Source organism: Pseudomonas sp. NFACC10-1, assembly GCF_900119195.1.
GTDB classification, from domain to species: Bacteria; Pseudomonadota; Gammaproteobacteria; order Pseudomonadales; family Pseudomonadaceae; genus Aquipseudomonas; species Aquipseudomonas cerasi.
In genome coordinates, this window is record NZ_FPJB01000002.1 from 763,326 (window position 1) to 782,844 (window position 19,519).

Below are 19,519 nucleotides of genomic sequence, written 5' to 3' on the forward strand. Positions count from 1 at the left end.
AGCCAGTTTGTCTTCAGGTGCCTTGGCAGCCTGAAATAACCAGCGCAAAATAAATGTCATAAAGGTGTTAAGAAACGATGACACGAGTTTGTCATGTAGCAGGAAGGGCGGCGGGCAGTCCTGTTTGCCCGCCGCAAGCAGGACTGCCAATCACTGACCGCGCTTCATCATGAAAATGAAAAAAATCCCTCCCAACAAGGCGGTGGTTATGCCTATCGGCAGGTCTTCGGGGGCGATCAGCGTGCGGGAGATGACGTCGACCCAGACCATCAACAATGCGCCCAGAAGGGTGGCGACAGGCAACAATCGTCGATGCTCCGAGCCCACCAGGCGTCTGGCCATGTGCGGCACCATCAGGCCGACAAAACCGATGGAGCCGCACAGGGCAACCAGTACGCCGGTCATCAGTGAGGCGATCAGAAAAACCAGCAGGCGCACGTTGCGCACTTGCAGGCCAAGGCTCACGGCGGTCTGGTCGCCGCCCATCAGCGCGTTCAGTGAGCGACCCAGCCCTTGCAGCAGGACCCAACCGCACAGCACCGTGATAAACGGCACCGCAAGCAACTCCCAGCGGGCCAGACCCAGCCCGCCGAGCATCCAGAACAGCACGGAGGAACTGGCGCGGTGGTCGCCCAGAAACAATGACAAGTTGGCGATTGCCATCATCACGAAGGACACGGCCACGCCGCCGAGCAGCAGGCGCTGGCTGTCCAGCCTGCCTTGGTGAATGGCAAGCCATAGCACCAGGCACAGGCTGACCAGCGAGCCGACAAAGGCGGCCAGTGGCAATGTCAGCGTGCCAAACACTTCGCCCGCGTGCATGACCACGATCACTGCGCCAAGCGTGGCGCCCGAGGTCGCTCCCAGCAAATGCGGATCGGCCAGCGGATTGCGGGTCGCGGCTTGCAGAACGCAGCCAATCAGCGCCAGTCCTGCGCCTGCCAGCGCGCCCAGCAATACGCGGGGCGTACGTATCAGCCAGACGATGGTTTCCTGACCCGCGGTCCAGAGCGGTGGATGTTCGGCAGAACCCGAGACTTTGAACATCAGGATAGCCATCACCCGGCTCAAGGGCACAGGGGCCGCGCCGAAGGTGATGCACACCAGGCACGACGCCAACAGCAAAAGCGTCAGAGCGATCAACAGGCCCAGATAACGACGCGGCCGTTCAGTCAGCCACTGCGCCAGCGTCATCGCTTCACGTCATGAAATGCCGCTGCAAGCGTCTCGATGGCCGTGACATTGTCAATGCCGGGCGTCACCGCCACATAGGGCAGCACGACATAACGTCGGTTGCGGATCGCGTCCACGGATTGCAGTGCCGGATTGCTTTCAAGGAAATGCTGTTTCTGCGCAGCGCTGACTTCGCCATAGTCAACGATCACGATCACCTCGGGATTGCTTTGCACGACCGACTCCCAGTTGACGTGGGTCCAGCTGGCTGCGATGTCGCCCATGACATTGCGGCCGCCTGCAGCGCTGATCAACGCCTGAGGAATCGCCAGGCGCCCGGCGGTCATCGGCCGGTCTTCGCCGCTGTCATACAGAAATACCCTGGGCGGCGATTTGCCTGCCACGCTTTTCTCGACGTCGGTCACGCTGCGGCGCATCTGCGCGACCAGTGTTTCGGCCCGGGTCTGCACGTCGAATATCCGGCCCAGATTGAGCAGGTCGTTGTAGACATCCTCCAGCGTCGCTTCGGTGCGGGGCATTATCTGGGCGCAGGATTCGGTCAGTTCATAGGCCTTGATGCCCAGCGGGGCGAGACTTTGCGGCGTAACATCGCCACCCACGCGCATGCCATAGTTCCAGCCGGCAAAATAGAAGTCGGCGTTGGCATTGAGCAGCGTTTCCAGAGACGGATATTTACTGGACAGCTCGGGCAGTTTGCCCAGGTCGCGTAAGAGCGCCTGATCGGGCTTGTTCCAGCCGGTGATGCCGCTGTAGCCGACCATGTGCGATTGCAAACCCAGGGCAACCATCATTTTGGTGAGGTTCACATCGTTGCTGACGGCACGCTGCGGCGCAGCCGTGAACGTCACTGAGCGGTCGCAGCTTTGCACGGTGACGGGGTAGGCGGCATGCACCATCGGGCTGCATAGCAGCGTTGCCAATGCCAGGCGGGCGGACAGGCAGTTCATGTCAGGGTATCCAGGTGATGCGTGGGTAGTCACGCAGAGGGTGGCTGTCGACCAGCGCCTTGGCGCCGAACACACTGAGCAGCATTTCCGGGGTTAGCACCTCCTGCGGCGTGCCTTGCGCAATGAGCCGGCCGTGATGAATGACACACAGGCGATCACAGAATGCCGCCGCCAGGTTCAGGTCATGGATACTGGCCAGCGTGGCCATGCCGAGCTGTTTGACCAGCCCGAGCAATTCCAGTTGATGGCGCGGGTCGAGGTGGTTGGTGGGCTCGTCCAGCACCATCAATCGGGGTTCTTGCACCAGCGCCCTTGCCAGCAGACAACGCTGCTTTTCGCCACCGGAGAGCGTGTCGAACCGATGCTGCTCATAGCCCGCCAGCCCGACGGCGTTCAGCGCGTTTTGCACAATCGCGCGGTCGTGGTCACTGTCTGCGGCAAAGAATCCCTGATGGGGAGCGCGACCCATGTTTGCCACATCCAGCAGCGTCAGGCCGAATGAATCGGGAAACTCCTGGGCAACCACCGCCACATGCCGGGCGCACCAGCGCGGGCTGCAGGACCAGATATCGCGAGCATTGATTGCGACCTTGCCGCTGTGCGGGCGGCTGTAGCGGAATGCGCAACGCAGCAGGCTGGTTTTGCCGCTGCCGTTGGGCCCGATCAGGCCGACGAACTCGCCTGCGGCGATCTGCAGGTCGATATCCTTCAAGGCAAAGTGTTCGTGCGTGCAGACTGACGTCTGTTCCGGTGCCCACGCGAGGCGTTCCAGCGCCAGCATCAAACACGCGGGCCTATAATGACGTGCAGCGAGGGCGGCTCAACCGGTATCCATTGCCGAATGTGCTGACCGGCCTGCATGGCGTGTCTGGTAGTTACGGGGAGGAATTGGAAAACAGGGTTGATCATGGCGTGGGAAGATCGCTGGAGGAGGCTGAGTTAAAAATGCTCAATTGTTATAACATAACATTTAAGGCGCAGCACACTCGCGTATCAACATTCGATTGCCCCGCTTTATCGACCCACCTTTGCAGCGCAACGTGTGACCTTGACGATTCAATAAATCGCCCAGCAGCCGGGCGTGAGGAGTTCGACGAGATTTTCGTCAGGGTCGCGGAAATAGATGCTCGATCCGCCCTTGGGCCACTCTGTGCGGCCCTCTATGGCGACGCTGGCTCTGGCAAGGCGATCAGCCCAGAGTTGCATCTCGTCGGCATTGATGGCGAAGCACACGTGAATCCGGCCTTGGGCATCGTGGGGCGGTATCTCTCCGCCGCTCAGGTACTGCGTCTGCAGTGAAGCGCCGCGCTTGAACAGCAGCAAGGTGCTCACACCTCCGACGTTGAACGCCACCAATGTCGCGCTTTCGAACATCACTTCCAGTTCAAGGGTGTCGGAATAGAATTCCCTGGCGTTCGCCAGATCTTCTACGTAGAGGGCTGTTTCGATAATCCTGTTCAGGCGTGGCATGTGTCGTCATCCTTTTCGGTGTGCGACGAGCCTGCATCGATCAACAGTGAGGTGTTGATCGACGGCTCGTGACAAGTTTCACCGGGATGCCGAGAGGCTGACCAATGCTCGGTTCTTATGCGCGCTATAAGCATGAACTATCGAAGCTATTTCGGCGGGTCATGCAGAGCGTCGGGTGACCACCAGCTCCACCGCTGCAATACGGTCCACGTCCTCATAGCCCTCTTCAAGCAGCTCTTCACCAAAGACATCCGGGTCCAGTTCACGGTAGGTCCATGCCAGTGCCGCATGGTCGATATCGGCCTGCACCGCCTCGAAGAACGGATCGTGCTCGCCCACCATGGCCACGCCGGTGTAAAGCACCAGCGAGCCGCCCGGAGTGAGGCGGTCCAGTGATTCGCGCAGGATGCGCACGGACAGGTCCGCGCCCAATGCATCACCACCGTGGCGGTAGGCCCGCTGCCTGGTGTCTTTCATGTAGGGCGGGTTGGCGACGATGAGGTCGAAGTTTCCGTTCAGGCCCGAGAGAATATCGCTGTGGCAGCACTCCATATTCTTCAGCCCGGCAACCGCGGCATTGGTCTGCGCGAAATGCAGTGCCTTGGGGTTGATGTCGACGGCATGCACCTGAGCCTGCGGACGGGCGACCGCAATCAACATGGCGCCGGCACCCGTACCGCAGCCGATGTCGACGGCGCGGTTGATCGGGTGCGACGTGCCTTGCAGGTGACGATTGATGGACTGCGCGAAGCGATAGGTATCCGGACCGAAAAATACCGAGTCTTCATCTGCGGTAGGAAACGCCGAATGCACCAGCAGCAGATCATCCAGGCTGGAAAATCTCACCCGGCTTTTCAAGCCGTCTTCCTTGCGCTCCAGAATACCGGCAGCCAGCAGGCCTTGAGCCTCTTCGACCGGCAGCATGGATTCCGGTATCAGCCGGCTCCAGCCGAACACATCGCGTAGCGACGCGGCAAGACGATTTCCCGAGCGTTGATTGACGTATTGATGGGTCAAAGGGGTGGGCGTGATAAAGCGATAGCCACTGGTCTCAAGGCGCTGCGCCAATGCAATGAGCGCGGCGCTGTCGGGGAGGGCATGACTCATGCGTGCGCTCCCGTCATTCGCTCGGCCATGCTGCTCACAAACAGACGCGTCGCGTGTAGACCGGCAGCCGTTGCGTGTCTTGCTGGCGACATGCTTTCGATCAACGTAGTCATCTTCTCGGAGGAGGTCGCAGACTCCAGCCTCATGTGCAGTTCGCGCACGTCCGGATCAGCATCTGCTGAAGCAGGCACCGCAAGCGCGGGGGAGGGCTGAGCACCGTCTTGCAGATTGCGGAAACGCGAGCGAAAGGCTTCCGGAAGCCGTTTGCCGACCGTGGGCTGAGCACTGCCATCGGACAGTGAGTCGCCGGCGATCCAGTCGTGCACGAGTTGCTTTTCATAACCGTTGAAGACGCCGAACATTGGCGCACCGGCGCCTTCGAACAGCTTCCAGAAACGGCTGTGCAGGGGATCTTCATGACGCTTGATCCAGCCTCTGTTCTGCAGCACGGCAAGAAATTCCGGGATCTGGTCGGGCTCGGCGAGCCACTCGTTGACGGTCTTGCCGTCGAGACGGCAGTAATCGGAATGCATGTGCTGCCCGAACGTGCGCTTGCGCTCGAGCATGGCGATCACTTCCTGCTCCAGGTCGAACGACTGGATCACTTGAGTTGAACCCATGCCCAGCTCATTGAGGCGATAACCACTGGCGACACGACGATAAAACTCGTCGCGCTCCTGGCCAACAGGCATCAGCTCAAGGACGCTTTGTGCAGCCTTGCGCGCATGGCCGGTGCTGGCATTATCGATCGTCACATGCAGGGTGAAGTAGTAAGGGTCAATGCCCAGTTCATTCAGCTCGAATGATGTGATGAGCAAGTGCAGCGGCAACTGTTCATAGCCCAGGTTGTAACCAATGACTTCGGGAAGGTATTGCTCGCTCAATTGCCCCAGTGACAGCTGAATCGCACCTTGCAGGTAGGCATCGTCTGCCAGTGGCGCGCTGGTATCGCAGTCCAGATCCGCCAGCAGTTTCCGGTACAGCGAGACATGATTCTGTGCTTGTTCGCCGTCACCGAGCTCTTCAAGGTAGGTCCGAATCAGGCCGTGAAAGCGGTAGTCTGCCCAGCGCGGCAGCAATCCGTATAGCCAGGCGCCGTCGACCATTTTGGTCGGTGCGACCTGCTGAATGAAATACATCGCGTGCGCTTTGTTCTTGAAAAACCGTCTCGGTTTTCCAGCGCGGCGTTGCTCAAGATAGAGTGCATATTGATCAGCCACGACCCCTACGTTCTGCTCCATCCACTGTTCAAGCGCTTCGGGCTGGGCCGGAAGGTCGCAGTGTTCCCGCTCGGCCAGGGCCAGGCAGTGATTCAGAAACAGGACCGCATCGTGTTGATGTTCGGGAGCACGTTCATTCATCCATGATTGATAGACGGTTTTTGAACGGGCTTCTTCAACGACGGTTTTGACGACGGCGTTGCCGGTCATCACTTGAAGAGACGTCATGAAAATCGTACCTCGGCAGTTGAACATCACGTTGACGCGGTCATTCGGGACTTTCTGTTTTTTTGTGCAACGTAGATAAGTGAGTGCCTCGATACAGGGAAATTCAGCGTAATTTCCCCGGCACCGATAGGTGGTGATCGCGCTTATTCCAAGGGGCGATGGTCGCGCGGAAAAAATGCATTGCCGGTCCGGGTTTACATCCGCAACAGGTGACCGTGGTATCGGCGTATGCCGTGTCCGATCAAAAAGGCTGAACGCAGGTATTTGAAGCAGGTCGTAACGTTCATGTCATCGATAACGATGATGTATTCAGCCCATAAAAGGATGACCGAAAATGAACAATTATTTTCGCATGAGCGCCATTGCCCTGGCACTTTCGCTAGGTTCGCAAATGGCTTTTGCTGCTCAGGACGCTGATGATTTTGTGGAAGATGCCTCTGCTAAAGGCATCGCCGAAGTTCAGGTTGGCAAGCTCGCACAGGATGAGAAAGGCGTCTCTGCAGATGTGAAGGAATTTGCAAAGCAGATGGTCACGGACCACACCGCCGCCAATGAGAAGCTGGCTGCCATCGCAAAAAGCAACAACCTTGAAGTGTCCGAAGACCCTATGCTGATGGACAAGGCCAAGGCGATGATTCTGGAGATGCGCGAGAAGTCGTTCGATCAGGCATATGCCAACAATCAGGTCTCCGCACATGAGCAGGCGATCAAGCTATACAAGGAAGAGGCCGAGAATGGCAAGGATCCAGAGCTGAAGGCCTTTGCAAAGGCGACGTTGCCTACGCTGGAGAAGCATTTGGAGCATGCGAAAAAACTCGCTGCTGCGCATGGCGGTGATGCTGCCAAAAAGTAAATCCACTGCACCGCATGACGGGATCTACACCCTGTAGACCGTCATGTGGGTACCGCTGGAAATCATCATTACTTTTTCGAAGTGGCCGCCTGGGTTCCGCCCTGTTCAGCGATCGCCGTCAGCTTTTCGTCCGCGCCTTTTTCTTCTGCCAATGTGGCACTCAGCAGAGCGGCGGCTTCTTTCATATTCAGATGTTTGGCCATGGCGATGAGTGTGCCGTAACTGGCGATCTCATAATGCTCGACCTTCTGGCATGCCCCGATCAGGGCCGCATCGAGTACTGCGCCTTTCTCGATCTCTTCCAGCAATTCCTTGCTTTCTTCGATCAGACCTTCCATGGCTGCGCATTTCATGCGTTTCAGCTTCAGACCAGCACCTTCCACCAATTCATCGATACGATCGATCTGACCTTGGGTTTCTTCAAGATGCGCCTTGAAGGCTTCTGCCAGAAGCGGATTGGTCGAAGCGCGTGCGAGACGCGGGAGTGCTTTGGTAATTTGCTTTTCAGCGCTGTAAACGTCTGAAAGTTCGTGAATGAACAAATCTTCTATGGTCGTGCGAGTCATGTTCTTACCCTTTTCAGCGAAGAGAGACTTGTCCACACGCGGGCCGATTGTCTGCCGACCTGTGGACAAGTTTGATGGAGCGCGTAGCGTTGATGATCGGTGTGATCAGCGCCGTGGCAGGCTGTTTTCAAGCAGGGTTCCAACGCCGAAACCCTTGGTTGCCATCACCACCTGAAAGCCTCTGCGCGCAAGCAGCGCCTGCGCCTCGAAGGCACGAAGCCCTTTTACAAATACCCTGTCGGTCAACGCGCTATCCAACTCGTCGCGAGGCGTGAGAGGTTGACGGGAGCTGAGCTTTTTCATGATTCATTCTCCTGAACAAAACAAGGGTTGCCGTTTCAGGCATCTTTGCCCTGGACAAAGCCAGAACCCAGATCCGCACCGGTAATCGGATTGGCGGCCGGATCGGACTGGGTCCGCTCCTTCAACATTTCCAGCACCTCTGTATCCTTTTCATCCAGCGTGACCGAGGCCGTGCCTTCGCCGCCATCGACGGCCGCTTGTGGCGACTCCACATATTCCCAGTCACCACCCTGATTCCACGCACCGCGTACATTGGGTTCGCCGGACATGTTGAAGTACTTGTTGGTGAATTCCGGCATGCCCGGCAGTTTGCCCTGTGGGAAGTTGGGCTGGATGGCGTGGAGGGCTTTTTCAAAAGACAACTGGTGCGCGATTTCCCGAGTCATGAGAAACCCCAGCGCTTCTTTAACGCCCGGATCATCGGTCACGTTCATCAAGCGCTCGTAAACAATCTTGGCTCTGGATTCTGCGGCGATATTGGAACGGAAGTCTGCTGTCGGTTCGCCGATAGTATCAATATAAGCCGCTGTAAAAGGCACGCCGGCAGAGTTGGTCAACGGCGCACCGGACCCGTACAGCAGGCTGGTGATATGTGAGTCATTGCCGTTACCGTTGATAGAGCGATACAACTCGCCTTCTTCTTCAATACCTTCAGCCAATTGACCTTTGGCACCCTTATTGAGCATGACAATAATGGAGCCCACAATTTCAAGGTGGCTTAGTTCTTCAGTGGCAATATCCATCAGCAGGTCTTTACGGCCTGGATCATCTTCACTCAGCCCTTGAGTGAAATACCGTCCGGCCGCGGCCAGTTCACCCTGAGCCCCGCCGAACTGCTCAAGCAGAAGGTTGGCCAGTCCAGGATTGGGTCTTGCTACACGGACGGTGTATTGAAGTCGCTTGTTATACATGAACATGTCGTATCCTCAGGCTTTGATCTCTCGGGAAGCGTCAACCCATGTGCATGGGCTTGATTCAACGCAGTCACAGGTTATGAGAGACTCAGGAGCGCGATCGTTACTGCTAACTTTTTTAAAGAGGACCGGCGGTGTTAAAACCACCGTTCAATAGGATTTGATTATTCCCCTTGCGTGGCTGAATGTTCGTTCATAGTGGCGAAGAAGCCTGTTTGGATGGGGCTGGAGGCCGTTGCTGTTTTACGCAGGAAAAAAGCGTAAAAAGTGCAGTTATAAACAAACTCTATCGCTAACTAAACCGTTCGGTTCAGGTATAAACATACATCATAAGATGGCAGCATGACATCATTTAGATTATGGCATTAATATTTTGAATTTTTTGAAACTGCTGCGATCTGTTTTGCAAGTCGACAAAGCAGGAGCAACACAATGGCTGATGAAAAACACTACCGTATCGATTACCTGCTGCATGGCAGTTACAAGACGTTCTACATACGAGCAGGTGCCATGGATAACAAAGAGGCCTGGCACTGGGCTACAGTGGATGCCGGGTTCGGTGCGATCCCCAAGTACCGTTCCGACCCGGTACCCAAGCTGAGCAAGCCTCAGGCTGAAAAGCTCGGTCTGTCGAACGTGGAGTGGGCGAGGGCTTGAAAGCCCTCGAATCACCTCGATACGACGCCTGCCGTCGTGCGTCACGATGCCGCACGACGGTATTACCTTTGAAAAGTCTACGGTCGCCAGATCCGTCAGATGAGCCTTTGTTTCCCGCCTGAATACCCTCATTCGGATATGCCTGCCGCAAGCCTCGTACCCGCAAGTCTCTCCCTTTCTTCATTTGCCCGATGCCCATGACCTCATGTTAAACGTGCTCTGGCCGATAGCCGGACTATCAGGCTATGGCACCCATTGAACTTCCTGAAAAGCCATTGCTCTGAAGTGATGGCAATATGCCTCCATCTGAACGGATGACCTCGTTCAGCGCGGCATAGCTGCCCGTATTACCCGTGATGCAAAGAAAGGAGCTTTTCCGCCCGGATCGGACACCCTAATTAAAAAGAGAATGCTATGAACATCCTTTCGCCTGGTATCTACCTCACCAACCGCCTGCGTTTCCCTGCCAAGTTTGTCGTTTTAGCCATCATTATCGTCATCCCGTTGATCGTTCTCGGTCTTCGGGTTTTCAACAGTCTGAATGCAAGCATCGACACGGTCGCGCAAGAGCGCGTTGGCCGTGAGTACCTGCAAATGACCACGCCCGTTCTGCGACTTTCCATGCTGCAGCGCGCGGCCAGCAACCGTCTGCTGGCCGGCGATGCCTCCGCCGCTCAGGATGTGATCAGCAACCGCGCTCAGCTTGAAACCGCGCTTGCCAACCTTGCCGATATTGATGCACGACAGGGGCAGCAACTGGAAACCGAGAACCGCGTACAGCGCCTGCGTGAAAGCGCCCGTTCCCTGATGGACAGTATCAAGCCAGGCCTCTCTCAGGATGACGTGTTCGCCCAGTGGAATGAGCAACTGGCCCAGACACTCAACTTTATCTACTACGTCTCGGCTACCTCGGGCATGGTGTTGGACGAAGATTACGCCTCGCTGTTTCTGATTGATCTGAGCACCATTCGTATGCCCCGGGAAATCAACGTTGCCGGTCAGATCCGCGGCATCACGGCAGGTTTGATGACCGGCCAGGGGCTGAGTGTATCGATGCGCGGCTCGCTCGAGAGCCTGCTGAAGATCGAACTGCAATTTCGGGCCGAGCTGGAGCAAAGTATTCGACTGCTCAAGCGCCGTTCGCCAGAGCTCGCAACGCGCATCAGTGACCCGATCACTGCCGCTACTGCAGCGATGGACAGCTTTCGCAGCGACCTGCACGCGTACATAAAGGGCACAGAGTTTTCGGTGCAGCAGGGGCAGTCGCTGAGCGCGCGCGGCAACGGGGTTGTCTCGGGACTCTACAAGGCTCAGGACGAAATTCAGACTGCGCTTCAGGATGAATTGAATGCGCGCTACGACGCCTTGGTGCTGCAGCGCGGAATAGTCATTGCCATGTGTGTGATCATGGGTTTGTTGCTGCTCTACGCGTTCTGCAGCATTTACCGTGCCTTGCGCCTGACCATCGACAGCCTGCTGGGCGTCACCCGCCGTCTGGGCGAGGGCGATCTGAGTGCACGCGTAACGGTCGTCAGCAAGGACGAAGTGGCTGATATCGCCAATGGTCTGAACCTGATGGCCGAGGCCTTCGCCAGTTCTATCTCGCACATGGACCGCACCTCTTACGAACTGTCTGATGTAGCGTCCCGTCTGGGCTCATCCATCGGCCTGGCCAAGCAGTCGATGAACGCGCAGCAGGCTGAAACGGAGCAAGTGGCGACCGCGATCAACGAGATGACCGCCAGCGTCGCCGACGTGGCGCAGAACACCGAAGGTGCCGCACTGGCCGCTGATGAAGCGAACACCGCGTCACGTAACGGTCTGCGCATCATGCACCAGGCACACTCGACCATTCAGGCTCTGGCCGAAGAAGTGGAAGTCAGTGCTCAGAAGGTTCAGGCGCTGGCCCTGCACAGTCAGTCGATTGGTGGCGTTATCCAGGTCATCAGCACCATTGCCGATCAGACCAACCTGTTGGCCCTGAATGCCGCCATCGAAGCAGCGCGGGCGGGCGAGCAGGGTCGCGGGTTTGCCGTGGTGGCTGATGAAGTCCGCACGCTGGCTTCGCGCACTCAGGCGTCGACCGAAGAAATTCGCGGCATCATCCAGCAACTGCAAGGTGCGACCGATGCTGCCGTGCAACAGATGCAGGCCGGCCAGCAGAAGGCTCATGCGTGCATCAGTGCCGCCAGTGATGCTTCGGGCAGCCTGTCGAGCATCAGTCAGGGCGTGGAGCGCATCGTCGAGATGAACACGCAGATCGCCAGTGCTGCGGTGCAGCAGCATGCGGTCTCCGAAGACATCAACCGCAATGTCATGGAGATTCGTAACAGCTCCGGGACATTGATGTTGGGGATCGACAATAACGCGGCTACCGCCGATGAACTGGCACGCGTCGCCAGCGATATGCGCAATGTTGTGGCACGTTTCAAACTGATTGCCTGATTGAATCGGGGGCTGTTCAGCCCCCGATTTCCCTCCCGAATCGGCGCTTTCGCGCGGATTGCTTTTTTCCGATCAAGTTTTGCTCTTCTGCGGCCGATAGCTCTGGCGCGCGGGTTTGCTGTCTATAAAAACAAATCTCAGCTCTTTCGTTGCGCACAAAAAAGCATTTTCAGGAGATTTTATGAACAGCAGATTTGCGAATATCAGCGTCAACATGAAGTTGGCATTGGGCTTTGGGACCGTTCTTTTCTTCACGGCAGTGCTCGCCCTCGTTGGCTGGACCAGCCTCGACAAGCTCATCAATCGCACCGACAGAATCGGCGATATCACCGAGCTGAGTGACAACCTGACCAACCTGCGAATCGCGCGTCTGCAATACATGCTGACTGACGGCGATGAAACCGCAGCACAGAACATGCAAGGCAAGCTGGATGTGTTCAAGGCGCAGCAGCAATCACTGCTCGTCAGCTTCAACAATCCGGTCAACCTCAAGCCGCTGCGCGAACTGGCCGATGTCACTCGCGACTATGAAGCATCCCTGAACAGCATGCGCGCCGTGTACCAGGCCGGGGCCAAAGTGCGCAACGAGATGACCGCCAATGGGACAGCGGCCATGCAGGCTGTCGAGTCGTTGAATAAGGCGGTCATGCAGATCGATCCTTCTGATCCGGCACGCTTCGATCTGGCCCAGTTGGCGAACAGCGCTCGGCAAGACCTGATCCTCGTGCGTTATGAAGTGCGCGGCTATACCGGCAACCCGAATGACAAGACCGAGGCAGCAGCCTTCCAGCAACTGGATAGCGCGATCAGTCGTCTGGACAGGCTCAAGGCTGCTTTTGGTTCCGCCAATCGCGAACAGATCGCACAGTTTGAAAGCGCTCTGCGCAATTACCGCAGCTCGGTCGATGCCTTCAAGGCAACCACTCAGACAGCTGCGAGCGTGCGCAAGGATCTGACCACTCAAGGTGCGACCATCGTCAAACTGGGCGAAGAGCTGTATGGCCTGCAGATGCAGATGGGCAAGGAAGACACTGCTCAGGCGCGCAGCCTGCAGATAGGGTGTGTGGTGTTGGTCATGTTGCTGGGCATTCTTGCCGCTGTGGTCATTACGCGTCAGATCACTCGCCCATTGCGCGATACGCTGGCCATCGTCGAACGTATTGCATCCGGCGACCTGACACACACCGAAGCGGTCACCCGACGCGATGAACTGGGTGTGTTGCAGCAAGGCATCCAGCGCATGGGGACAACCCTGCGCGAACTGATCTCCGGTATTCGCGACGGCGTTACCCAGATTGCCAGCGCGGCTGAAGAACTGTCGGCAGTTACCGAGCAGACCAGTGCAGGGGTCAACAGCCAGAAAGTCGAGACCGACCAGGTGGCCACGGCCATGCATGAAATGTCGGCGACGGTGCATGAAGTGGCACGCAATGCCGAACAGGCGTCCGTGGCGGCTTCCGATGCCGACAAACAGGCGCGTGATGGCGACAAGGTCGTGGGCGAGGCCATCCAGCAGATCGAGCGACTGGCCGCTGAAGTGGTTCGCTCATCCGACGCAATGAACGTGCTGGAGCAGGAAAGTGACAAGATCGGCAAGGTCATGGATGTGATCAAGGCGGTCGCCGAACAGACCAACCTGCTGGCCCTCAATGCCGCCATCGAAGCAGCACGTGCCGGGGAAGCCGGCCGGGGTTTTGCCGTGGTGGCCGACGAAGTTCGTGGTCTGGCGCAGCGTACCCAGCAGTCCACCGAAGAAATCGAAGGGCTGGTGGCGGCGCTGCAAAACGGCACGCGCCAAGTGTCGGGCATCATGCTCGGCAGCCGCACGCTGACAGACAGCAGTGTCGAACTGACGCGCAGGGCCGGTACGTCGCTGGAAAGCATCACCCGTACGGTGTCGAGCATCCAGGCGATGAACCAGCAGATCGCTGCCGCCGCCGAACAGCAAAGCTCGGTGGCCGACGAAATCAGCCGCAGCATCGTCAATGTTCGCGATGTATCCGAACAGACCGCCGAAGCCAGCGAAGAAACCGCAGCCTCCAGCGTCGAACTGGCACGCCTCGGTGGCCAGCTGCAGATGATGGTCAGCCACTTCCGGGTGTGATCCACCTGACGGTCATGCCCACGCGGAGTACTCGGACACCCGTCGTTCCGCATGCTCCAGCGTGGGGATGCATGTCGTGACGCTCCGCGTCACAGCTCCAGATCGCACCGCTTCTTCAAGGGAGGACGCGGAGCGTCCGGAACGGCATGCGACGCGGAGCGTCGCACGATAGTCCAGCCGGCCACCTATCGTTCCTCACGCTCCAGCGTGGGAATGCATTTCGTGACGCTCCGCGTCACATCTCCAGGTCGCACCGCTTCTTCAAGGGAGTACGCGGAGCGTCCGGAACGGCATACCTACGCCGAGCATGGGCACGATAATGTTCTTTTGCGCGACGCTTAACTGGCCTGAATAACGGGGTGATAGTTATATAACTATACGTTGGTATACCTCACTCATACTTCCAGATAAACATGAGCTACTTTTGCAGGTTTCTACTGTTGATCGAAACGCTATAAGCTTTACCTCACTGTCCGGCAACTATTAACTCACGGCCTTTATCTGTTATCGCTGACTGCCTGTTTGTTTATAAAGCAGGTGGGTCTGCGCCTGCGCGGCCGGCTCGAGGTGAGCAATGCATTCGATATCTGAATTCGGTAAAAGCCTGCGGACGCCCCGTTTTGTAAAACCCGGTGCACGCACGCCTTATTGGGCCGATGGTATTTGCCTGGCCATCCTGACCCTGTTCATTGGTCTGTTCATCTACGGCCTTGGCCAGATGATGCAGCCGCTCGCGGTGCTGAATTCGAGTCCCATGAGCCTCGACCCGGCGCGCCTGCCCGAATACGCATTGCGCACCACACTGCGTATGTTCATCGCGCTGGCCGCTTCGTTGATCTTCACTTTTGTCGTCGCCACGCTGGCCGCCAAAAGCCGCAAGGCCGAGCAAGTGATCATCCCGGCGCTGGATATTCTTCAGTCGGTGCCGGTGCTGGGTTTTCTGACGTTCACCGTGACCTTCTTCATGGGCCTGTTTCCCGGTCGGCAGATGGGCGTCGAATGCGCAGCGATCTTTGCCATCTTCACCAGCCAGGCCTGGAATCTCGCGTTCAGTTTCTATCAGTCACTGCGCACCGTACCGAGTGACCTTAACGAGGTCAGCCGTCAGTTCGGGCTGTCTGCGGTACTGCGCTTCACTCGCCTGGAACTGCCGTTCGCCATACCGGGGCTGGTGTGGAACATGATGATGTCGATGTCCGGCGGCTGGTTTTTCGTGGTCGCCTGCGAGGCCATTTCGGTCGGCGACACCACGGTCAATCTGCCGGGCATCGGTTCCTGGCTGGCGCTGGCCATCGAGCAGAAAAACCTGGCGGCGATTGCCTGGGCAGTGGGCGCAATGGCGCTGGTGATTCTGGCCTATGACCAATTGCTGTTCAGGCCGATCGTCGCCTGGGCGGACAAATTCCGCTTCGAGCAAACCGCATCGTCGAAGCGCCCGCGCTCGTGGATGTACAGCGTGCTGGGCCGCTCCCGTGTGGCACCGATGCTGGGTTCGATCCTGGCTGCGCCGTGGAAATGCCTGATGCTGATCGACTGGCGCGTGTTCTCCCGGCTGTGGAAAGTGAAGCTCACCCCAGGCGTCGTCCGCGTGCTCGACTACGCGTGGCTAGGGCTGGTCATGGCCGCCTGCCTGGCTGGCAGCGTGTACCTGTTCAGGTTCATCGAAGCCTCTCTGGGCGTCAGCGACATGGTCACTGCCTTTGGTCTGGGCCTGGCGACGATGGTGCGTGTGATCGTACTGATCGTCATTGCGAGCCTGATCTGGGTGCCCGTCGGTATCTGGATCGGCTTGCGTCCGGTCTGGGCCGAACGCTTGCAGCCAATCGCGCAATTCATGGCGGCGTTCCCGGCCAACGTTCTGTTTCCTTTTGCGGTGATCGCGATTGTCGGCCTGCACCTGAACCCGGATATCTGGCTGTCGCCGTTGATGGTGCTCGGCACCCAGTGGTACATCCTGTTCAACGTGATCGCCGGGGCCAGCGCCTTGCCGACTGACCTGCGCGAAGCGGCGATCATGTTCAACATGCGCGGCTGGCAGTGGTGGCGGCGTGTCGCGCTGCCTGGCGTGTTTCCCTACTACATCACCGGTGCGCTGACCGCGTCGGGTGGTTCGTGGAACGCCAGTATCGTTGCCGAAGCGGTTTCCTGGGGCGATCAGCATCTGGAAGCGGCAGGCCTGGGGTCATACATCGCCAATGCGACCCAGGCAGGTGACTTTCCGCGCGTTGCGCTGGGCATCGTGGTCATGTCGGTCTTCGTGATTGCGTTCAACCGGTTGCTGTGGCGCCCGCTGTACGGGTTCGCCGAGCGACGTCTGAGTCTTGTCTGATCTTGTGTAAGGGGAGGGCGCCATCATGATGGCTGTCGAAACGCGTTGCCTGGTAGATGTTCAGAAAGTCCGACATGTGTACGGCAAAGGCAGCAAAGAGCGCCTGGTGCTGGATGACGTGACCCTGACGCTCAATGAGAACGAAATAGTGGGCCTGCTGGGCCGGTCCGGCTCGGGCAAGTCGACCCTGTTGCGCTCCATCGCCGGGCTGGTGGTGCCTACCGAAGGTGAGGTGAATTTCCCTCGTCGTGTGCAAGGACGGGCAATGTCGGTGGGCATGGTGTTCCAGAGCTTTGCGCTGTTTCCCTGGCTGACGGTGTTGGAAAACGTCGAAGTTGGCCTCGAAGCGCAACGTGTGCCTGCCGCCGTACGCCGCAAGCGCGCACTGGCGGCCATCGATCTGATCGGCCTGGACGGTTTCGAGAGCGCCTACCCCAAAGAGCTGTCCGGAGGCATGCGTCAGCGGGTCGGCATGGCGCGCGCGCTGGTCATCGATCCTGACGTGCTGTTGATGGACGAACCGTTTTCCGCGCTCGACGTGCTCACCGCCGAAACCCTGCGTACTGACTTGCTGGACATGTGGAGCGAGGGGCGCATGCCCATCAAGTCGATCCTGATGGTGACGCATAACATCGCCGAAGCCGTGCTGATGTGCGATCGCATCCTGCTGTTCTCCTCCAATCCTGGCCGGGTGATCAGCGAGATCAAGGTCGATCTGCCCCAGCCGCGCAACCGCCAGGACCCGATCTTTCGGGCGCTGGTGGAAGAGATCTACGTGCTGATGACCCAGGACAACGACGCCGGCGAGATTCGTCAGGGCGTGTTTCCGGGCACCGGGCTGGGAATGGTGTTGCCACAGGTTTCCACCAACGCACTGGCAGGGTTGATCGAGGCGATTCACGCGCCGCCCTACAGCCTCAAAGCCGACCTGCCGGAGCTGGCCGCTGCGCTGCACTACAACGCCGACGAGCTGTTCCCGATTGCCGAGGTGCTGCAACTATTGCGCTTCGCTGAACTGAAGGGCGGCGACATTCGCCTGCTGCCTGCCGCCAATCGCTATGCGCTGGCGGATGTCGACGAGCGCAAGCAACTGTTCGCCCAGCACCTGCTGAGCTTTGTGCCGTTGGTGGCGCATATCCGTCGGGTGCTGGATGACCGTCCCACGCACACGGCACCGGCACGGCGCTTTCGTGATCAACTCGAAGACTTCATGTCTGAAAGCGATGCCATGCAGACCCTCAACGCAGTGATTCAATGGGGGCGCTACGCGGAGTTGTTCGCCTATGACGAACTGACCGATCAGTTCAGCCTGGACAACCCGTCCTGAGGTTTGTAGGACATACTCAACAGGCCTTTTGCAACCAGCGGGATGATGCGCATGCGTGAACCGGAATCCTACGGCAAGGCTGCTATGGCGGTGCGGCTGATCGCGTTGCTCATGCTGGCGCTGGTCATTGCAGTTGCCGACACCTTGACCGACCTGGAAATCGCCGTGGGCGTATTCCAGATTGTTGTGGTGCTGCTGGCGGTCAGGTTCCTGCCGTCCACAGGCGTTATCGCGATGGCGTTGCTGTGCATGGTGCTGACCGTGATCAGTTACGAGATGACGACCTCCAGAGGCAGTGAGGCGTCCGGGCTGATCAATTGCATCATCAGCCTGGCGGCCATCGCCATGACCACCTGGCTGGCGTTGCGTATGGCGCTGGCCATCCGCTCGGTACATGAAGCGCGCTCACAGCTGGCGCGGATCGCACGGGTCAATCAACTGGGTGAACTGACGGCGTCCATTGCTCACGAGGTCAATCAGCCGCTGTCAGCCATTGTCACCAGCGGCAATGCCTGCCAGCGCTGGCTGGCCACCGAGCCGGTCAATCTGGAGAAGGCCCGGCAGGCTGTCGACCGCATGATCAGTGACGCGAACCGCGCCGGGGACATCATCGTCCGGGTGCGCGCGCTGGCGAAGCGTTCGTCCACTCACAAGGAGTGGATCAGCGTGGCCGATACCGTCGCCGAGATCGTGGCGCTGGCACACAGCGAGATAGAGGGGCAGGGCGTCGCACTGCTGGTCGACGTTCCGGAGGGCCTGCCGCCGCTGCTGGCTGATCGGGTGCAGATCCAGCAAGTGTTGCTGAACCTGATGCTCAATGGCGTCGATGCGATGAAAAAGCTCGAGGCGGATCAGGCGCAACTGGAGATTCGGGTGGGCTGGCATGACGGCGGTGATATCGAATTTGCGGTCAGCGACAACGGTATCGGCGTGCCACCGGAAAACATCCATCGGTTGTTCGATGCTTTCTACACCACCAAGGAGGAAGGGATGGGGATTGGTCTGGCGATCAGTCGTTCGATCATCGAAGCTCATGGCGGGCGCATCTGGGTCACCCCCAACCCTGCAATCGGTGCTACGTTTCACTTCACCCTGCCCACCGGAAAGATGGAAACCTGATGAGCACAGTTGCCGCCGCATCACAGGCCGAAGAGCCGATCATCTACGTCCTTGATGACGACCTGTCGGTGCGCTCCTCGCTGGAGGATCTGCTGGCCTCGGTCGGGTTGCGCAGCATGCTGTTCGGCTCGACCCGCGAGTTCCTGGACACGCCGCGTCCTGACGCGCCGGGCTGCCTGATTCTGGACATTCGCATGCCTGGAATGAGTGGTCTGGACTTCCAGGAGCATATGGCCAGGTCGGGGATTTCCCTGCCGGTCATTTTCATCACCGGGCATGGCGACATTCCCATGTCCGTGCGGGCCATGAAGGCCGGTGCGGTGGAGTTTCTGACCAAGCCCTTTCGCGATCAGGACTTGCTCGACGCCATTCAGCAGGGGTTGGCGCAGGATCGCAGTCGACGCAAAAGTGCCGCGGTCGAAGCCGAACTGCAGCGCCGCCACGCCAGCCTCAACTCCGGTGAGCAGCAGGTGATGGAGCTGGTGGTCAGCGGCCTGCTCAACAAACAGATTGCAGCCCGGCTGAACGTGAGCGAAATCACCGTCAAGGTCCGCCGTGGCTCGGTGATGCGCAAGATGGAAGCCGATTCCCTGGCCGACCTCGTCAAGTTTGCCGAGCGCCTCAAAGAGCTGCACTGATCACCGGCCCACGCCGAGCCCTCATCGTTATACACAAGTCCGCTTTTGATTCTGGCCGGCGGCGGTAGGAGTAGGCGCGAAGAGGCCGCTACAGCCTC

17 protein-coding genes and 2 pseudogenes are annotated in these 19,519 nt (G+C 58.5%); 10 read left to right on the forward strand and 9 right to left on the reverse strand.

The window, feature by feature from the left end; translation table 11 throughout:
• Positions 1-150: 150 nt before the first annotated feature.
• The 6 genes from BT119_RS08175 to BT119_RS08200 form a co-directional block, all read right to left on the reverse strand.
• Entirely contained in the window at positions 151-1,194 is a 1,044-nt protein-coding gene (locus tag BT119_RS08175) for a FecCD family ABC transporter permease (RefSeq protein ID WP_058398181.1), read from the reverse strand.
• Entirely contained in the window at positions 1,191-2,141 is a 951-nt protein-coding gene (locus BT119_RS08180) for an ABC transporter substrate-binding protein (protein ID WP_003367879.1), read from the reverse strand. The genes BT119_RS08175 and BT119_RS08180 overlap by 4 nt, the downstream gene beginning before the upstream one ends.
• 1 nt (position 2,142) lies before the next feature.
• Complete coding sequence (locus tag BT119_RS08185; protein ID WP_003367881.1) at positions 2,143-2,922, reverse strand: ABC transporter ATP-binding protein; 780 nt, start codon at positions 2,920-2,922, stop codon at positions 2,143-2,145.
• Between the two features lie 275 nt (positions 2,923-3,197).
• A complete protein-coding gene (locus BT119_RS08190; protein ID WP_058398179.1) occupies positions 3,198-3,611 on the reverse strand; it encodes a VOC family protein in 414 nt (137 codons plus the stop codon).
• A 159-nt stretch (positions 3,612-3,770) separates the two neighbouring features.
• Positions 3,771-4,718, reverse strand: coding sequence for a methyltransferase (locus BT119_RS08195; RefSeq protein WP_072365309.1), 948 nt, complete (start codon positions 4,716-4,718; stop codon positions 3,771-3,773).
• Positions 4,715-6,166: an iron-containing redox enzyme family protein gene (locus BT119_RS08200; RefSeq protein WP_072365370.1), complete on the reverse strand. Its 1,452-nt coding sequence runs from the start codon at positions 6,164-6,166 to the stop codon at positions 4,715-4,717. Before BT119_RS08200 ends, BT119_RS08195 begins: the two co-directional genes overlap by 4 nt.
• A gap of 334 nt (positions 6,167-6,500) precedes the next feature.
• Between BT119_RS08200 and BT119_RS08205 the strand changes: the two genes are divergently transcribed.
• Positions 6,501-7,019 (forward strand): DUF4142 domain-containing protein, encoded by a 519-nt coding sequence (locus tag BT119_RS08205; RefSeq protein WP_072365310.1) that lies wholly within the window; start codon positions 6,501-6,503, stop codon positions 7,017-7,019.
• Positions 7,020-7,087: 68 nt separating this feature from the next.
• On the opposite strand, the gene BT119_RS08210 is transcribed toward BT119_RS08205, so the two are convergent.
• The 3 genes from BT119_RS08210 to BT119_RS08220 form a co-directional block, all read right to left on the reverse strand.
• Complete coding sequence (locus BT119_RS08210; protein ID WP_003367887.1) at positions 7,088-7,585, reverse strand: YciE/YciF ferroxidase family protein; 498 nt, start codon at positions 7,583-7,585, stop codon at positions 7,088-7,090.
• A gap of 105 nt (positions 7,586-7,690) precedes the next feature.
• Positions 7,691-7,888 carry a hypothetical protein gene (locus BT119_RS08215; RefSeq protein ID WP_003367888.1) on the reverse strand — a complete coding sequence of 66 codons (198 nt, stop codon included), beginning with the start codon at positions 7,886-7,888 and terminating at the stop codon, positions 7,691-7,693.
• Positions 7,889-7,923: 35 nt separating this feature from the next.
• Complete coding sequence (locus BT119_RS08220; protein ID WP_003367889.1) at positions 7,924-8,805, reverse strand: manganese catalase family protein; 882 nt, start codon at positions 8,803-8,805, stop codon at positions 7,924-7,926.
• A 429-nt stretch (positions 8,806-9,234) separates the two neighbouring features.
• Between BT119_RS08220 and BT119_RS08225 the strand changes: the two genes are divergently transcribed.
• The 9 genes and pseudogenes from BT119_RS08225 to BT119_RS08260 all read left to right on the forward strand — a co-directional run bounded on the left by BT119_RS08225 (position 9,235) and on the right by BT119_RS08260 (position 19,421).
• Complete coding sequence (locus tag BT119_RS08225) at positions 9,235-9,459, forward strand: DUF6555 family protein (RefSeq protein ID WP_072365312.1); 225 nt, start codon at positions 9,235-9,237, stop codon at positions 9,457-9,459.
• Between the two features lie 1,407 nt (positions 9,460-10,866).
• Positions 10,867-11,034, forward strand: a pseudogene (locus BT119_RS27745) (HAMP domain-containing protein); the annotation flags it as partial.
• Between the two features lie 159 nt (positions 11,035-11,193).
• On the forward strand, positions 11,194-11,904 hold the full coding sequence (locus BT119_RS27750) for a methyl-accepting chemotaxis protein (RefSeq protein ID WP_371857166.1): 711 nt from the start codon (positions 11,194-11,196) through the stop codon (positions 11,902-11,904).
• A 214-nt stretch (positions 11,905-12,118) separates the two neighbouring features.
• Positions 12,119-13,105 (forward strand): annotated as a pseudogene (locus BT119_RS27755) (methyl-accepting chemotaxis protein); the annotation flags it as partial.
• Positions 13,106-13,303: 198 nt separating this feature from the next.
• On the forward strand, positions 13,304-14,008 hold the full coding sequence (locus BT119_RS27760; RefSeq protein WP_371857167.1) for a methyl-accepting chemotaxis protein: 705 nt from the start codon (positions 13,304-13,306) through the stop codon (positions 14,006-14,008).
• Between the two features lie 574 nt (positions 14,009-14,582).
• The gene (locus tag BT119_RS08245; RefSeq protein ID WP_072365316.1) at positions 14,583-16,337 is read left to right on the forward strand and encodes an ABC transporter permease; all 1,755 of its coding nucleotides are present in this window, start codon (positions 14,583-14,585) and stop codon (positions 16,335-16,337) included.
• Between the two features lie 22 nt (positions 16,338-16,359).
• Positions 16,360-17,664 carry an ABC transporter ATP-binding protein gene (locus BT119_RS08250; protein WP_170846049.1) on the forward strand — a complete coding sequence of 435 codons (1,305 nt, stop codon included), beginning with the start codon at positions 16,360-16,362 and terminating at the stop codon, positions 17,662-17,664.
• 51 nt (positions 17,665-17,715) lie between these two features.
• The gene (locus BT119_RS08255) at positions 17,716-18,783 is read left to right on the forward strand and encodes a sensor histidine kinase (RefSeq protein ID WP_003432777.1); all 1,068 of its coding nucleotides are present in this window, start codon (positions 17,716-17,718) and stop codon (positions 18,781-18,783) included.
• On the forward strand, positions 18,783-19,421 hold the full coding sequence (locus BT119_RS08260; RefSeq protein ID WP_058398177.1) for a response regulator transcription factor: 639 nt from the start codon (positions 18,783-18,785) through the stop codon (positions 19,419-19,421). Before BT119_RS08255 ends, BT119_RS08260 begins: the two co-directional genes overlap by 1 nt.
• Positions 19,422-19,519 lie beyond the last annotated feature (98 nt).

Bases quoted from the DNA above. Each gene is read 5' to 3' on its own strand.
- BT119_RS08175 (WP_058398181.1), bottom strand. From the start codon at position 1,194: ATGACGCTGGCGCAGTGGCTGACTGAACGGCCGCGTCGTTATCTGGGC.
- BT119_RS08180 (WP_003367879.1), bottom strand. From the start codon at position 2,141: ATGAACTGCCTGTCCGCCCGCCTGGCATTGGCAACGCTGCTATGCAGC.
- BT119_RS08185 (WP_003367881.1), bottom strand. From the start codon at position 2,922: ATGCTGGCGCTGGAACGCCTCGCGTGGGCACCGGAACAGACGTCAGTC.
- BT119_RS08190 (WP_058398179.1), bottom strand. From the start codon at position 3,611: ATGCCACGCCTGAACAGGATTATCGAAACAGCCCTCTACGTAGAAGAT.
- BT119_RS08195 (WP_072365309.1), bottom strand. From the start codon at position 4,718: ATGAGTCATGCCCTCCCCGACAGCGCCGCGCTCATTGCATTGGCGCAG.
- BT119_RS08200 (WP_072365370.1), bottom strand. From the start codon at position 6,166: ATGACGTCTCTTCAAGTGATGACCGGCAACGCCGTCGTCAAAACCGTC.
- BT119_RS08205 (WP_072365310.1), top strand. From the start codon at position 6,501: ATGAACAATTATTTTCGCATGAGCGCCATTGCCCTGGCACTTTCGCTA.
- BT119_RS08210 (WP_003367887.1), bottom strand. From the start codon at position 7,585: ATGACTCGCACGACCATAGAAGATTTGTTCATTCACGAACTTTCAGAC.
- BT119_RS08215 (WP_003367888.1), bottom strand. From the start codon at position 7,888: ATGAAAAAGCTCAGCTCCCGTCAACCTCTCACGCCTCGCGACGAGTTG.
- BT119_RS08220 (WP_003367889.1), bottom strand. From the start codon at position 8,805: ATGTTCATGTATAACAAGCGACTTCAATACACCGTCCGTGTAGCAAGA.
- BT119_RS08225 (WP_072365312.1), top strand. From the start codon at position 9,235: ATGGCTGATGAAAAACACTACCGTATCGATTACCTGCTGCATGGCAGT.
- BT119_RS27750 (WP_371857166.1), top strand. From the start codon at position 11,194: ATGACCGCCAGCGTCGCCGACGTGGCGCAGAACACCGAAGGTGCCGCA.
- BT119_RS27760 (WP_371857167.1), top strand. From the start codon at position 13,304: ATGTCGGCGACGGTGCATGAAGTGGCACGCAATGCCGAACAGGCGTCC.
- BT119_RS08245 (WP_072365316.1), top strand. From the start codon at position 14,583: ATGCATTCGATATCTGAATTCGGTAAAAGCCTGCGGACGCCCCGTTTT.
- BT119_RS08255 (WP_003432777.1), top strand. From the start codon at position 17,716: ATGCGTGAACCGGAATCCTACGGCAAGGCTGCTATGGCGGTGCGGCTG.
- BT119_RS08260 (WP_058398177.1), top strand. From the start codon at position 18,783: ATGAGCACAGTTGCCGCCGCATCACAGGCCGAAGAGCCGATCATCTAC.